Here is a 14,646-nt window from a genome sequence, read left to right as displayed (position 1 = left end):
CCCCTCACAATCCCCGCGCCTGTCGCCCTACCGAATGCGGCGATGGCGTGAGCTGATGCAGCCCGGGCTGTTGCTCGCGGCGGCCTTGCTGCTCGCCGGCTGCGCCACCAGCGCGCTGAAGACCGCACCGCAGGATCCTTCGTCGCCCTGGACACCCGCCGAGGGCGAGGTCGCCATGCTGGACGATGCCGGCACTGCCGCTCCGGCCGGGGGCTCCGGCACGACATCCACCGGCGCCAAGGATTTCGGCGTCCCGGGCAATGCGGAGGCGGCGGTGCTGGTGCCGACGCCCGGCGTCGAGACGAACCGTGTCTACGACCTGCCGCAGCTTATCGACCTCGCGCAGAGCCAGAATCCGCTCACCCGGGTCGCCTGGCAACAGGCGCGGCAGGCGGCGCTGGCGACCGGGATGGTGGAGGCGACCTATCTGCCTTTCATCTCGGCCAATGTGATCGGCGGCTGGCAGGACGTGTCGGCGCCACTGCCGGTGTCGATCGGCGACACCAGCCAGGTCTCCAGCAGGATCGAAGGCGTGTCGCCGCAGATCGCGCTGCAATGGCTGCTGTTCGATTTCGGCCAGCGCGACGCGCTGCACAAGGTGGCCAGGCACAACGCCACGGCCGCCAATGTCCTGTTCAACGGCGCGCACCAGAAGATCATCTATTCGGTCACGCGGGCCTATTTCCTCTATGGCGCGGCGCGCAGCCGGGTGAGGCTCGCCGAGCAGAACCTCATCAACAGCCGCAAGATCGCGGATGCCGCCCGCGAGCGCTCGGAGAAGGGCCTCGGCACCACGGTGGAAGTGGCGCAGGCCCGCCAGCAGGTGGCGCAGGCCCAGTTCGGGCTGGTGCAGGCGCAGGGCGGCGAGCGCGATGCCTACCAGCTTCTGCTCGGCGCCGTCGGCGTGTCGCCCATGACCGCGATCAGGGTGCGCGAGGCGAGCGGCCGGCGCCTGCCCGACAGCGTCGGCGCGCCGACCGAGGAGATGATCAAGGTGGCGCTGTCCCGCCGGCCGGACGTGCTGGCGAGCTTCTCGGCGATGAAGGCGAGCCAGTCCGCCATCACGGCGGCGCAGGCCGAATTCATGCCGAAGGTCTTCCTCGGCGCGGTCGCGGCCAGCGGCGATGCCAGCTTCAGCGCCACCGGCCTGCCGACCATCGGCCAGCAGGCCTCGGCGACGGGTGTGCTGCTCGGCGTCACCATGCCGCTCTACGATGGCGGCCTGCGCGCCGCGCAGCTCAAGAACGCGGAATCGCTGGCGGCCGCCACGCAGGCGACCTTCCAGAAGACCCGCGACGATGCCGCGCGCGAGATCGTGGTGAGCGCCGACACGCTGCGCTCGGCGCTGGCGTCCTATCGCGCGGCGACGGCGCTCGCCCAGGCGGCGGCCGTGACCTACGATGCCGCGCTCGACGCCTACACGAGCGGCGTCGGCAACATCACCGTGGCGACTGCCGCCGATAGCGGCCTGCTGACCGCCCGCCAGGCGCAGGCCGACGCTCACGCCGCCTCGCTGGTGGCGGCCGCCAACCTCGCCTTCATGCTTGGCGCCATGACGTCGAGCGACCTTCCCGCCAGCCTCGCCCGTCCCTGACAGGCGAGGCCCGCCGGCCGGCTCAGCCGATGCTCATCAGGCTGGCATTGCCGCCGGCGGCGGCGGTGTTGGTGCTGACCGAGTGTTCCAGCATCAGCAGGTCGAGCGGGTAGCCCTCGCCGCGCGCAATGGCGTCGGGGGTGAGGCCGTGGACCAGCACAATCGGCCCCTCGCGCTGTGCCACCGTCTCGTTGAGCTGGCGCAGCGCGTCGCCGTCGCCCTCGAACAGAACCGCGTCGAAAGCGGCGTCCTCGAGGCCGTCGACCATGCTCACCCGGTCCTTCACCGCGTCCGGCAGCGCCGGCAGGAAGGAGCCCTCCAGCAGCACGCGATTGCCGGTGGCGAGCGCCGCGGCGATCTGCACGGCGAGGCCCTTCTCGGTGGCGGCGAGGCACAGCACGGTGCCGCGCGGCGACAGCGCATAGAGGTTGCGCTCGCCCACGGGGCCGGCGAGTTCCGCGCGATGGCCATAGGGCGAGGCCCCGACCGCGCGGCCGGCGAGGTCGCGCGTGTCCGGATCGGACTGGAAATCGACCCACAGCCGCGCCTCGCCGGGCGGCTCCGTGCCCGTGAGCAGCGCCGCCGGTCGCATTGCCAGCAGCCGGCCGAGATAGAGCGGGCCGCCCGCCTTGGGCCCGGTGCCCGAGAGCCCGTGGCCGCCGAAGGGCTGCACGCCCACCACCGCGCCGATGACGTTGCGGTTGATATAGACGTTGCCGGCCTCGATGCGCTCGCCGACACGGGCGATGGTCTCGTCGATGCGCGTGTGCAGGCCGAAGGTGAGGCCGTAGCCGGTGGCGTTGATCGCCGCGATCAGGGCGTCGAGGTCGTCGCGGCGGTAGCGCACCACATGCAGCACCGGGCCGAAGACTTCGCGCTTCAGCTCGGCGATATCGTCGATCTCGATGAGGGTCGGCGGCACGAAGGTGCCGTGGCGTGTGTCCTCGCCCAGCGCGAGTTGCTCGACGCGGTGGCCGGCTTTGCGCAGGCGCTCGACATGCGCCTCGATGCCGGCCTTCGCCTCGGCGGTGATGACCGGGCCGATATCGGTCGACAGCCGCACCGGGTTGCCGACGGACAACTCCTTCAGCGCGCCGCGCAGCATCTCCAGCGTGCGGTCGGCGACGTCCTCCTGCAGGCACAGGATACGCAGGGCCGAGCAGCGCTGGCCGGCGGAATCGAAGGCGGAGGCGAGCACGTCGGCGACCACCTGCTCGGCCAGCGCCGAGGAATCGACGATCATGGCGTTCTGCCCGCCGGTCTCGGCGATCAGCGGAATCGCGCTGCCGTCCGGGTTCAGCCGGCCGGCGATCTGGCGCTGGATGAGCCGCGCCACCTCGGTCGAGCCGGTGAACATGATCCCGCGCGTGCGGGAATCGCCCACCAGCGCCGCGCCGACATCGCCGGCGCCGGGAAGCAGCTGCACCGCGCCCGGCGGTACGCCTGCCTCGCGCAACAGGCCAACCGCCGCGAAGGCGATCAGCGGCGTCTCCTCGGCCGGCTTGGCCAGCACGGCATTGCCGGCGGCGAGCGCGGCGGCGACCTGCCCGGTGAAGATGGCCAGCGGGAAGTTCCACGGGCTGATGCAGACCACGGGCCCCAGCGGGCGGTGGGTGTCGTTGGAGAAGCCATCGCGCACCTGCGCCCCGTAATAGCGCAGGAAGTCGACCGCCTCGCGCACCTCGCCGACGGCGTTGGGGAAGGATTTTCCGGCCTCGCGCACGATGATGCCGATGAGCTGCGGCAGGCGCGCCTCCATCAGCTCGGCGGCGCGGAACAGGCAGGCGGCGCGCTCGGCGGGGGGCGTCGACTGCCAGATCGGGGCGCTCGCCTGCGCGATCTCCATGGCGCGGGCGACGGTCTCGGGCGTCGCTTCTTCCACCGTCCCGACCTGATCACGATGGTCGGCGGGGTTGAGCACCGGGCGGGCGATGCCGGCGACCGGCCCGTCGCCGACCAGCGGGGCCGCATGCAGCGGCGCGGCGCTGCCGGCCAGCAGGGCGGCGGCGAGCGAGGCGAGGCGCTGCTCGTTGGACAGATCGAGACCCGCCGAGTTGCGGCGTTCGGTGCCGAACAGATCGGCGGGGGCGGCGATGCGCGGATGCGGCGCGCCGAGCGGCTCGATGCGCAGGGCCGCTTCCACCGGGCTCTCGACCAGTTCGTCGACCGGCACGGCGGGGTCGGCGATGCGGTTCACGAAGGAGGAGTTGGCGCCGTTCTCCAGCAGGCGCCGCACCAGATAGGCGAGCAGCGTCTCATGGGTGCCGACGGGGGCGTAGATGCGGCAGGGCCGGCCGAGCTTCTCGCGGCCGACCACTTCCTCATAGAGCGGTTCGCCCATGCCGTGCAGGCACTGGAACTCATACTGGCCCGCATAGTAGTTGGCGCCCGCCATTTCCATAACGGTAGCAAGGGTTTGCGCGTTATGGGTGGCGAATTGCGGGAACACCGCGTCGGGCGCGGCCAGCAGCTTGCGGGCGCAGGCGAGGTAAGAAAGGTCTGTGTGGATCTTGCGGGTGTAGACCGGGAAGTCCTCCAGCCCGTCCACCTGCGCGCGCTTGATCTCGCTGTCCCAGTAGGCGCCCTTCACCAGACGCACCATCAGCCGGTGGCCGGAGCGGCGGGCGAGGTCGACGAGGTAGTCGATCACATAGGGGCAGCGGCGCTGATAGGCCTGAACGACGAAACCGATGCCGTTCCAGCCGCTTAGCCCCTCTTCGAAACAAAGCGATTCCAGAAGGTCGAGCGAAATCTCCAGCCGGTCGGCTTCCTCGGCGTCGATGTTCAGCCCGATGTCATAGTGCCGCGCGAGCTTCGCCAGCGTGACAACACGCGGCAGCAACTCATTGATAACGCGTGAATATTGCGCGCGGCTGTAGCGCGGGTGCAAGGCCGAGAGCTTGATCGAGATGCCCGGCCCCTCATAGATGCCGCGTCCGGCCGAGGCCTTGCCGATGGCATGGATTGCCTGCTCGTAATCGGCGAAATAACGCTGCGCGTCGGCCTCCGTGGTGGCGGCTTCGCCCAGCATGTCGAAGGAATAGCGGAAGCCCTTCGCCTCCATGCGGCGGGAATTGGCCAGCGCCTCGGAGATGGTCTGGCCGGTCACGAACTGCTCGCCCATCATCCGCATGGCGACGTCGACGCCCTTGCGGATCAGCGGCTCGCCGCCGCGACCGATGAGTCTCGTGAGAGCGCCAGTGAGTCCGGTCTCGCTCGACGTGGCGGTCAGCTTGCCGGTGAGCACCAGCCCCCAGGTGGCGGCGTTGACGAAGAGCGAGGGGCTGTGCCCGACATGGGCCTGCCAGTCGCCATGGCCGATCTTGTCGCGGATCAGCGCGTCGCGCGTCGCCCGGTCGGGAATGCGCAGCAGCGCCTCGGCGAGGCACATCAGCGCCACGCCCTCCTGGCTGGAGAGCGAATATTCGTGGATCAGCCCCTCCACCGCGCCCTTCTGCCCCTTCTCGCGCAGAGCCTCGACCAGCGCCCGGGCGCGGGCCTTCGCCGCCTCGGCCTTCGCCGGCGGCAGCGTCGCCGGGCCGAGCAGCACGGGGACGGCCTCGGTCTCCGGCACGCGATAGGCATTGGTGATGCGGGCGCGGAGCACGCTCTGGGGCTGCACGCCGCGGGCGAAGGGCAGGAAGGGGCTCTCGATGCCGTCCAGCGACGATGCCTCGGTTGCACCGCTCTCCGGCACCGGCGGCAGGCCGCGCTCGGTGCGCTCGATGGCGGAGACGAGGGCCTGCTTGACGAGGCTGTGCGGGGAGCGCCCCTCGCGCTCGGCGGCGGCCTTGAGGCGGGCGCGCAAGGCGTCGTCGATCTTCACGCCGATGGTGGTCGCGGTCATGAGGAACTCCCGGAATCTGGAAGGCGGAACGGCGAAGGTGTAACTTCAGATCGTGAAAGGTGCAACCTGATGGATCGGGTATAATCCGGTCTCGCGGTGCTGCAGGTTGCCGCCCGCGCTTCCGGTAACATGCAGGATACTCCTTGCGGCGTGCGCGGCGATGCCTACGTGCAGGCAATGACCCGTCTCTCCCGCATTCCGCTTTCCGTTCTCGACCTGTCCTTCGTCGCCTCCAACGGCACGGGGCCGCAGGCGCTGCGCGACACCATCGAACTCGCCCGCCATGTCGACGCGCTCGGCTATGAGCGCATCTGGGTGGCGGAGCACCATAATCTGCCCTCGGTGGCCTCCGGGGCGCCGGACATCATGGCCGGGCAGATCCTCGCGGCGACGCAGCGCATCCGCGCCGGCTCGGGCGGGGTGATGCTGCCCAACCATTCGCCGCTGATGGTGGCGGAGCGGTTCAAGGTGCTGGAGGGCCTCTATCCCGGCCGCGTCGATCTCGGCCTCGGCCGGGCGCCGGGCACCGACCATCTCACCTCGCACGCGCTGCGCCGCCGGCAGGACATCGACCCCGGCGACGATTTCCTCGACCGGCTGCGCGAGCTTATGGCGTGGGACACCGGCCAGTGGCCGGCCGACCACCCCTACCGCAACATCAAGGTGATGCCAGTCGACGTGAAGCTGCCGCCGCTCTGGCTGCTCGGCTCGTCCGGCTACAGCGCGCGGCTGTCGGCGCAGATCGGCGTCGGCTTCGCCTACGCGCACCACTTCGCCCAGCACGACGTGCTCGATGCCATGCTGAGCTATCGCTCGGCCTTCCAGCCCTCGGAGCGCCTTTCCCAGCCGCACGCCATACTGGCGCTGGCGGTGGTCTGCGCGCCGACGGACGAGGAGGCGGAATGGCTGGCCGGCAGCGTCGACCTCGCCCATCTGCGGCGCGCGCGCGGCGGCCATGATCCGATCCCGACGGCGGAGGAGGCGGCGGCCTATCCCTACAGCGAGGCCGACCGGGTGTTCATCCGCCGCAACCGCGAGAAAGTGCTGGTCGGTGGGCCGGAGAAGGTCGCGCAGGGGCTGGAACGCTTCCTCGACGCGACGCTGGCGGACGAGATCATGATCACCACCGCCATTCCCGACCTCGCGGCGCGCAAGCGCTCCTTCGAGCTGGTGAAGGCGCTCCAGACGGCGCCGGTGGCGGTGTGATTTTCCACCCCTGAAACAACGTCATCCCGGACGGCCGAAGGCCGATCCGGGATCGCGTGCAGCGTCGGGGAGCGATCCCGGCTCTCGCTGCGCTCGGCCGGGATGACGGGGGGCTCCCCTGGACCCCGGATCGGCGCCGCGCTGCGCGCCGCTTGTCCGGGACATGATGGCTACGCCGTCCTCCGCGCCGGCCGTGTCACCAGCCAGATGCCGAGCGCGATCGGCGCGATGCCGAGGATGTCGAGCGGCGGCACCGCCTCGCCGAGCAGGAGCCAGCCGAAGAACAGGCCGAGCGGCGGCATCAGGAAGTGGAGGCTCGATGCCGCCGTCGCCGAGGTGCGGGTGAGCAGGTAGAACCACAGCCCGAAACCGCCAATCGAGATGGCGACGACGAGGAAGGCGAGGCCGCCGAACAGGTTGGCGGTGAAGCGTATGTCGCCGACGCTCTCGGTGGCGAGGGCCACCGGAATGAGCACGAGGCCGCCGGCGAGGCACTGGATGGCGTTGCCGCTCCAGATGCCGCCGCGCGGGACGAAATACTTGAACCCCAGCGTGCCGGCCGCCAGCGCCATGACGCCGCCGCCGATCAGCAGCGTGCCTTCCAGGCTCTCATGCGCGCCGGCAAGGCGCGAGCGCAGCACGATCACCACGCCGACCAGTCCCAGCGCGATGCCCGCCCATTTGCGCGGGCTCATCCGCTCGCCGAGCAGCGGGCCGGCGCCGAGCGCCACCAGCAGCGGCAGGCAACTGGTCAGCACCGCCGTATAGGCGGAGGAGGTAAAGGTGAGCGCGGTCCAGTTGAAGCCGAGATAGACCGCGTTGTTGAGGATGCCGATGAACACCAGCGCCGCCACGTCGCGCCGGCGCATGGCCGGGCGGCCGTCAATCAGCCACGCCAGCACCAGCATGATGGCGCCGGCAATGAGCAGCCGCGCCGCCAGCAATATCAGCGGCGGGCAGTCGGCCAGCGCCAGCTTGGCGCCGGCGAAGGCCGACGACCACAGCACGCAGAACAGCACCACCAGCAGTGGCAGCGGTAGACGCACGGCCGTGCGTGGCGCGGCGGCGTGGCACGCGCCGGTGCTCGATGCGAGGGGCATCGGTCATCTCCATCGGTTGATGGCGCACAACCTAGGCGAAGTGCGATGGATCGGAAAACGAGATGTTTTTATAGGGGGTATGAGGAAATCCGATCGAAAGACCGGGCTTGGCCGCGTTCAGGGGCGCCAGCCATAGATCCAGCGGTAGCGCTCCAGCACCGTCTCGCCGGCGCGGGCACGCATGACCAGATCGCGGGCGATCCGGGCCGGGCCGGCGAGATGATAGAGGCGATCCATGCCGCGCGCGGCGCGCTGCACGCGGGCGGTGCGCGGCCGGCGCAGCGCCTCGTAGCGGCGCAGCGCGGCGGGGATGTCGCCATCGCGGGAGAGTTCGTCCGCCAGCACCACGGCGTCCTCGATGGCCTGCGCCGCGCCCTGCGCAAGGAAGGGCGGCATGGCGTGGGCGGCGTCGCCGAGCAATGTCACCGGGCCCTCGCCCCAGGCGGGGAGCGGGTCGAGGTCGAACAGCGCCCAGCGCAGCCAGCGGTCCGGCGCGGCGAGCAGGGCGTGCGCCTCGGTGCTCCAGCCGCGATAATGGAGGAGCAGGTCGCCCGGCGCGCCTTCCTCGTTCCAGCCATGCACCTCGCGCTCGTCCGGCGTGACGGCGACGAGGTTGATCGCCTCGCCGGCCTGCACCGGATAGGAGACCAGATGCGCGCCCGGGCCGAGCCAGAGCCGCGTCACCGGCTCGGCGAGGCGGTCGGGCAGGGCGCTCGCCGGGACAGTGGCCCGCCAGGCGGCGCGGTGACGGAAGGAGGGGCGGGCGTCGGGACGCAAAGCGAGGCGGACGGCCGAGCGCAGGCCGTCGGCGCCGACCAGCGCCTGCGCGCGCAGTGGCTCGGCCGCTCCGGCGAGATGCAGCGCCACACCGTCCGGCGTGGCCTCGAAGCCGGTGAGTGTCCGTCCGAGCGTGAGGGTAATCGCCGGCGTCTCGCGCACGGCGGCCAGCAGGGCGGCCTGAAGATCGGCGCGGTGGATGACGATGAACGGCCCGCCGAACGCCGCCTCGGCGGTCTCGCCCATTGGTGCGCCGGTGAGCCGGGTGCCGCGCCGGCCGTCCATCACCTCGAAGGCGCGCGGGACGACCGCACGCGCGGCGACGCGCTCATAGACGCCGAGCGACCGCAGGCAGCGCGTGGCGTTGGCGGCAAGCTGGACCCCGGCCCCGGCCTCCTCCAGTTCGCGGGCACGCTCGACCAGCGCGACCTCGAATCCGGCCTGCGCCAGCGCGAGCGCGGCGGTGAGCCCGCCAATGCCGGCCCCGGCAATGGCGATGCGGCGAGGGGCCACGGAGGTTTGCCCGTTCAGGCGGCGACGGGCGTGTCGTAGAGGCTGTCGGGCGGAATCGATTCGGTGCCGTGCAGATGCCCGTCGAACTTGTAGAGCGTCGAGCAGTAGGGGCAGATGATCTCGTCGTCCGAACCCATGTCGAGGAAGACATGCGGATGGTCATAGGGCGGCAGGGCGCCGACGCACATGAACTTCCTGGCGCCGATCGAGATGCTCTGCACCCCCGCCGAATTGTGGAAATGGGGAACGACGTGGCCCGCCATGATGTCCGCCTGTCCGCGCTCGCGTTGAAATCGGGCCGAACATAGCCGCTGGCGACCGCGTGTCCAAGGGGCTCGGTCCGCCGAATGCCGGGGCTGTGGGTCGCAGGCGGGCCCCGGCGCAGTGCGGCGGGGGGGGGGCGGCGTCCACCCCATCGCTTCGCCACAATGGAAAGGCATGAGAGGCGGCTCACGCGCCAGCCATGTCACGCTCCCGCTCCATGTACCGTTTCGTTGCCGCCTTCGGTTTTCTCCTCGCCTTTGCCGGCGCCGCCCACTGGGTCGTGCCGGCGGGACGGGAGGCGCTCGCGCTCGTCATGGCGCGCGACGACGCGGCGCGCATCGCCGACCTGCAACTGGACAAGGTGCTGACCCCGGCGCGGGCCGACGCCGAGATCGACGCCGCGCTGGCGGAAGGCGACGGCGAGCTGGCGGCGAGCTTCATCGCGCTCGCCGAGGCGCGAGGAATCCCGGTGTCGGCGGATCGGCGCGCCCGCGTCGCCCTGGCGAACGCGCCGGGGGTGAAATTCGCGCGCGGCGCCGGGCATTTCGGGCAGGGTTTCCTGACTGGCGAGGGCGAGGACCTCGCGGGACTGGCCGGGGCGGCAGCGAGCGACCTGACGGTCTGGGGCGATGTGCGCGATCTTGGGCGCGAGGCGCTGCACTGGGCGCGCGGCGAGCCGGTCGACCGGCTGATGGTCGATCTCGCCGGCGCCGGCATCGCGGTGACGGGCGCCACCTATGCCGCCTTCGGCGCGCCATTGACGCTGCGCGCGGGACTCTCCGTCCTCAAGGGCGCGCGCCGGGCGGGGGCCGTCGGCGGGCGTTTCGCCGGCGATGTGGCGGCGGCGCTGCGCGGTGGGCGCCGTGCCGAGGTGGCGACGCTGGTCGCCGATCTCGGGGCGGCCGGCTCAAAGGCCGGCACCCGGGCGACCTTCGCCGGGCTGCGCCATGTCGACGACGCGGCCGGCGCGGCGCGGCTGCGCGGCCTTGCCCAGGCGAAGGGCGGCCAGACGCTCGCCATCGTCAAGACGCTGGGGCGGGGCGCGCTGTTCGTCACCGAGGCGATGGTGCGGCTCGGAGTGTGGATCCTCGCCGCAGTCGCCAACCTGTTCGGGCTGGTGGCCTCCTTCAACGCCGCCATGGTGGCGATGCTGCGCCCGATGTGGAAGAACAGGCGCGGCCCGGCGCTACCGCAGCCGGCCTGAACGCCCGAGGAGGCGACGATGCGCAACCTGCTGCTGACGGCCGCGCCCATCCTGATGCTCATCGCCGCCGCTCCCGCGGGCGCCGCCGAGAACCGCTGCGGCTGGTACGTCAACCCGACGCCCGGCAACTGGTACCTGTCGGACAGTGAGGGCGACTGGTGGATGCGCTCGCAGGGCGGCATGGAGGCCGAGGGCTTCGACAACGCCCCCGATTTCGACATGAAGCAATATGTGAAGCTCCAGCCCAACGGCTACGGCTATGGCTGCGCCTGCCTCAGCGTCGACACCGACAAGGCGGAGCGCAACATCACCCGGATCTATTCCGGCAAGATCCTGCCGCTGTCGCGCTGCCGGAACGACAAGGCGCTCCAGCAGCCGAAATAGCCGACGCAGCGCGCCGCTTCCGGGCGCATGACCGGCATGCCGGCGCGGCGGCTTGGCAGAGCGGCTTGGCAGAGCGGCTTGGCAGAGCGGCTTGGCAGGACGGCCCGGCCTGATTAGCTTTCGGCCGCTTTGCCAACCCTTGGCCGCCCCTTCGCCGCTCGCTGCCGGAGCCTTCCATGCCGACCTTCAGCCATGACGGAATCGAATTCGCCTATCTCGACGAGGGGGAGGGCGAACCGATCGTGCTGGTGCATGGCTTCGGCTCGACCAAGGAGATCAACTGGGTCGGCCCGGGCTGGGTGTCGACGCTGACGCGTGCCGGAAGGCGGGTGATCGCGCTCGACAATCGCGGCCATGGCGCCTCCGCCAAGCTCTACCAGCCCGAACTCTACGATCCCTGGCTGATGGCGCGCGACGTGATCGGGCTGATCGACCATCTCGGCCTGAGCCGTGTCGACCTGATGGGCTACTCGATGGGCGGGCGCGTCAGCACCTGCGCGGCGCTGCTGGCGCCGGGGCGCGTGCGCAACCTCATCCTCGGCGGCATCGGCATCCATCTCGTCGAGGGGGCAGGGCTGCCGATCACCATCGCCGACGCGCTGCGCGCCCCGAGCCTCGACGATGTGAGCGACCCGATGGGGCGCATGTTCCGCGCCTTCGCCGACCAGACGAAGAGCGACCGCGAGGCGCTGGCGGCCTGCATCGTCGGCTCGCGCCGCACGCTGAGCCGCGAGGAGGTGGCACGCATCGCCGTGCCGACGCTCATCGCGGTGGGCACGCGCGACCCCATTGCCGGGCCGGCGCGCCCGCTGGCCGAGCTGATCCCCGGCGCGCGGGTGCTCGACATCCCCGACCGCGACCACATGGTGGCGGTGGGCGACAAGGTGTTCAAGGAAGCCGTGCTCGGCTTTCTTGCCGAGCCGCGCTGAGCGGGCAGGGTGCCTGCCGGCGCGGCTGCGTTCCTTGCATTTTGATTCAGGAACCGCCGAAAGGTGAATCGTCTGAATCGGTTGCAAGCGCTTGTTCGCAGGATGAATCCGCGCGTCCTCACAAACTGATTCAACGGGACGGCGGTCGGGCCAGGGGTTCGCTTCTATGCAGAATCGCAAGGTCGGCCGCGTAGGCTCACCCTGTCGCCTGTGCTAGGCTTTTGCCAACTCGGGTCATCCGCCGGCGCCCGCGCGCGACCGGCGAAGGAATAGAACAATGGCGCAGAATACGCTTCAGCGTGTCGAGTCGGCGCGCCCGCTCGACAAGGTCGATCCCGTCTGGTCCCGCATCCGTGGCGAAGCAGAGGCCATCGTGGCCAAGGAGCCGGCGCTGGCCAGCTTCATCTTCTCCACCGTGCTGTACCATGCCTCGCTTGAAGAGGCGGTCGGGCACCGTGTCTCCCAGCGGCTCGACCATGTCGACATGCCGAGCCATCTCATCCGGCAGGCCTTCCGCGAGGCGGTGGCCGAGGATCCCGAACTCGGCCTCGCCATCCGCGCCGACGTGCTCGCCGTGTGCGACCGCGACCCGGCGACCGAGCGGGCGGTGGAGCCGCTGCTCTACTACAAGGGCTTCCACGCCATCCAGACGCACCGCCTCGCCCACTGGCTGCTGAAGAGCGGGCGCAAGGATTTCGCGCTCTATCTCCAGAGCCGCGCCTCCGTCGTGTTTCAGGTCGACATCAACCCGGCCGCCCGCTTCGGCCGCGGCATCTTCTTCGACCACGCCACCGGCATCGTCGTCGGCGAGACGGCGGTGATCGAGGACAATGTGTCGATCCTGCAGGGCGTCACGCTCGGCGGCACCGGCAAGGAGCATGGCGACCGCCACCCGAAGATCCGCAGCGGCGTGCTGCTCGGTGCCGGCGCCAAGGTGCTCGGCAATATCGAGGTGGGCCGCTGTGCCCGCGTGGCGGCCGGCTCGGTGGTGCTCAAGCCCGTGCCGCCCGCCACCACGGTGGCCGGTGTGCCGGCCAAGGTGATCGGTCTCGCCGGCTGCTCCGAGCCGTCGCGCAGCATGGACCAGATGTTCGACGACCTTCCCTTCCTCGGCGAGGCCATCTGACGGCGGACGATCCGATCCGCCGGGGGTAAAGCATGGCACGCCGGTTGCGCGGGCGCGTCCGGCGTGGCAAGCCTGCGCCCCAATCCAACATCCCGGGAGCACGGACTTTGGAAAAGAAGGATCTCGAACGCGTCCAGACCTACATGCGGCGCCTGTTCACCAACACGCAGATCCGGGTCGTGGCGCGTCCGAAGAAGAAGGACTCGGCCGAGGTCTATCTGGGCGAGGAGTTCATCGGCGTCCTGTTCGAGGACAAGGAAGACGGCGACCTCTCCTACAATTTCCAGATGGCGATCCTCGATACCGACCTCGAGGACTGAGCCGGGAGAGACGCTGAGATGGCGATCTACGCTCTCGACGGGGTGGCGCCGGAACTGCCGGCGCTCGGCCGCTACTGGATCGCGCCGAATGCCGAGGTGATCGGCAATGTCGCGCTCGGCGACGAGGCGAGCGTGTGGTTCGGCACGGTGATCCGTGGCGACAATGAGCGCATCACGCTCGGCGCGCGCGTCAATATCCAGGAACTGTGCGTCCTGCACACCGACCCCACCTTTCCGATGACCATCGGCGAGGACTGCACCATCGGCCACAAGGCGATGCTGCACGGCTGCACCATCGGCGCCAACAGCCTGATCGGCATGGGCGCGACAATCCTCAACGGCGCCAAGATCGGCCGCAACTGCCTCGTCGGCGCCGGCGCCCTCGTCACCGAGGGCAAGGAATATCCCGACAACTCGCTCATCGTCGGCGCGCCCGCGAAGGTGATCCGCACGCTGGACGAGGCGTGGGAGCAGCGCATCCACGGCACCGCCGCGCATTATGTGCGCAACTGGCGGCGCTTCGCCGAGGGGCTCAAGCGCATCGACTGAGCTTCCTTCGTCGTCCCGGACGGCCGCGGGCCGATCCGGGATCGCGCGCCGCTGGGTCGACGATCCCGGCTCTCGCTGCGCGGAGCCTGCCCTTGGGCTTGCCGCAGGCACGACCCGAGGGGCCGGGATGACGATGGTCGGTGCGGTGGAGCTTCAGTTCCGGCCGACCGAGTAGGGCGCCAGCACGTCGCCGAGCGACACCCAGCCGTCCACATTCTCCTGCGACTGGCGCTTGACGAAGCGGTAGCCGGTCTCGTGCCAGAGCACGATGGCTTCCTCCTGATTGTCGAGCACCAGATCGCCACGGTCGGTGACGACGGTGAGCACGGCGTGGCCGTCGCCCTTGTGGTCGCGCACCACGGTCACAAGCAGCGTGTCCGCCGGCCAGCCGAGGTCGATCAGCGTGCGGCGCTTGGCCAGCACGTAATCCTCGCAGTCGCCATAGCCGTCGGCCGGAAAGGTCCAGCGCTCGATCTCGCCGTAATGATCGATGTCGGTCATCGGCTGGATGCGCCGGTTCGCGTCCTCATTGACCTGGCGAAGCTGCGCATAGGTCGCCTCGGTGAGGGCGACCATGCCGCCATGCCCGCGCGGCGCGCCGCATTCGGCCGGGTTCTCGGCACAGAAGCGCGCATAGCCGAGCGGCACGGTGGTGTTGACCCCGACCGCCATATTGGCGGCGAAGTTCGAGAACATCGCCACCCGTTCCTTCGCCTCGGCCGACGCGCCCGGCAGGGTCGTCGCCAGTGTCACTGCGAAGACCGTGCCCAGTACTGCCGCCCCAGTCGCGAGGAGGGCCCGTTCGAGCCTCTTTTTCATCGCGTACCCCATCC

At 70.4% G+C, this 14,646-nt stretch carries 13 protein-coding genes; 8 read left to right on the top strand and 5 right to left on the bottom strand.

Annotated elements, in window-relative coordinates:
- Positions 1-55 precede the first annotated feature (55 nt).
- The gene (locus tag GBB76_RS05255) at positions 56-1,594 is read left to right on the top strand and encodes a TolC family protein (RefSeq protein ID WP_202911172.1); all 1,539 of its coding nucleotides are present in this window, start codon (positions 56-58) and stop codon (positions 1,592-1,594) included.
- Between the two features lie 22 nt (positions 1,595-1,616).
- On the opposite strand, the gene putA is transcribed toward GBB76_RS05255, so the two are convergent.
- Entirely contained in the window at positions 1,617-5,441 is a 3,825-nt protein-coding gene (putA, locus tag GBB76_RS05250; RefSeq protein WP_152302321.1) for a trifunctional transcriptional regulator/proline dehydrogenase/L-glutamate gamma-semialdehyde dehydrogenase, read from the bottom strand.
- Positions 5,442-5,618: 177 nt separating this feature from the next.
- Between putA and GBB76_RS05245 the strand changes: the two genes are divergently transcribed.
- Positions 5,619-6,647 carry an LLM class flavin-dependent oxidoreductase gene (locus tag GBB76_RS05245; protein ID WP_152302320.1) on the top strand — a complete coding sequence of 343 codons (1,029 nt, stop codon included), beginning with the start codon at positions 5,619-5,621 and terminating at the stop codon, positions 6,645-6,647.
- A 170-nt stretch (positions 6,648-6,817) separates the two neighbouring features.
- Here GBB76_RS05245 and GBB76_RS05240 read toward each other — a convergent pair whose 3' ends face one another.
- The 3 genes from GBB76_RS05240 to GBB76_RS05230 form a co-directional block, all read right to left on the bottom strand.
- The gene (locus tag GBB76_RS05240; protein ID WP_152302319.1) at positions 6,818-7,747 is read right to left on the bottom strand and encodes a DMT family transporter; all 930 of its coding nucleotides are present in this window, start codon (positions 7,745-7,747) and stop codon (positions 6,818-6,820) included.
- Positions 7,748-7,864: 117 nt separating this feature from the next.
- Entirely contained in the window at positions 7,865-9,037 is a 1,173-nt protein-coding gene (locus GBB76_RS05235) for an FAD-dependent monooxygenase (RefSeq protein WP_152302318.1), read from the bottom strand.
- Positions 9,038-9,051: 14 nt separating this feature from the next.
- Positions 9,052-9,300, bottom strand: a complete 249-nt coding sequence (locus tag GBB76_RS05230; RefSeq protein ID WP_152302317.1) for a zinc-finger domain-containing protein — start codon at positions 9,298-9,300, stop codon at positions 9,052-9,054.
- A 200-nt stretch (positions 9,301-9,500) separates the two neighbouring features.
- On the opposite strand from GBB76_RS05230, the gene GBB76_RS05225 reads away from it, so the two are divergent.
- The 6 genes from GBB76_RS05225 (at position 9,501) to GBB76_RS05200 (ending at position 13,813) form a co-directional block, all read left to right on the top strand.
- Positions 9,501-10,505, top strand: a complete 1,005-nt coding sequence (locus GBB76_RS05225; RefSeq protein WP_246669044.1) for a hypothetical protein — start codon at positions 9,501-9,503, stop codon at positions 10,503-10,505.
- 18 nt (positions 10,506-10,523) lie between these two features.
- A complete protein-coding gene (locus tag GBB76_RS05220) occupies positions 10,524-10,889 on the top strand; it encodes a DUF4087 domain-containing protein (RefSeq protein WP_152302316.1) in 366 nt (121 codons plus the stop codon).
- Positions 10,890-11,065: 176 nt separating this feature from the next.
- Positions 11,066-11,818 carry an alpha/beta fold hydrolase gene (locus tag GBB76_RS05215; RefSeq protein WP_152302315.1) on the top strand — a complete coding sequence of 251 codons (753 nt, stop codon included), beginning with the start codon at positions 11,066-11,068 and terminating at the stop codon, positions 11,816-11,818.
- Positions 11,819-12,095: 277 nt separating this feature from the next.
- Entirely contained in the window at positions 12,096-12,944 is an 849-nt protein-coding gene (cysE, locus tag GBB76_RS05210) for a serine O-acetyltransferase (protein ID WP_152302314.1), read from the top strand.
- A 107-nt stretch (positions 12,945-13,051) separates the two neighbouring features.
- Positions 13,052-13,264 carry a DUF3126 family protein gene (locus GBB76_RS05205; protein WP_152302313.1) on the top strand — a complete coding sequence of 71 codons (213 nt, stop codon included), beginning with the start codon at positions 13,052-13,054 and terminating at the stop codon, positions 13,262-13,264.
- A gap of 18 nt (positions 13,265-13,282) precedes the next feature.
- The gene (locus GBB76_RS05200; protein WP_152302312.1) at positions 13,283-13,813 is read left to right on the top strand and encodes a gamma carbonic anhydrase family protein; all 531 of its coding nucleotides are present in this window, start codon (positions 13,283-13,285) and stop codon (positions 13,811-13,813) included.
- A 153-nt stretch (positions 13,814-13,966) separates the two neighbouring features.
- On the opposite strand, the gene GBB76_RS05195 is transcribed toward GBB76_RS05200, so the two are convergent.
- Positions 13,967-14,632: a transglutaminase-like cysteine peptidase gene (locus GBB76_RS05195; protein ID WP_152302311.1), complete on the bottom strand. Its 666-nt coding sequence runs from the start codon at positions 14,630-14,632 to the stop codon at positions 13,967-13,969.
- Positions 14,633-14,646 lie beyond the last annotated feature (14 nt).

The organism is Ancylobacter sp. TS-1 (genome assembly GCF_009223885.1).
GTDB lineage: Bacteria > Pseudomonadota > Alphaproteobacteria > Rhizobiales > Xanthobacteraceae > Ancylobacter.
The sequence above is the reverse complement of the archived record's forward strand: the minus strand, read 5'-3'. Positions and strand labels throughout refer to the sequence as shown.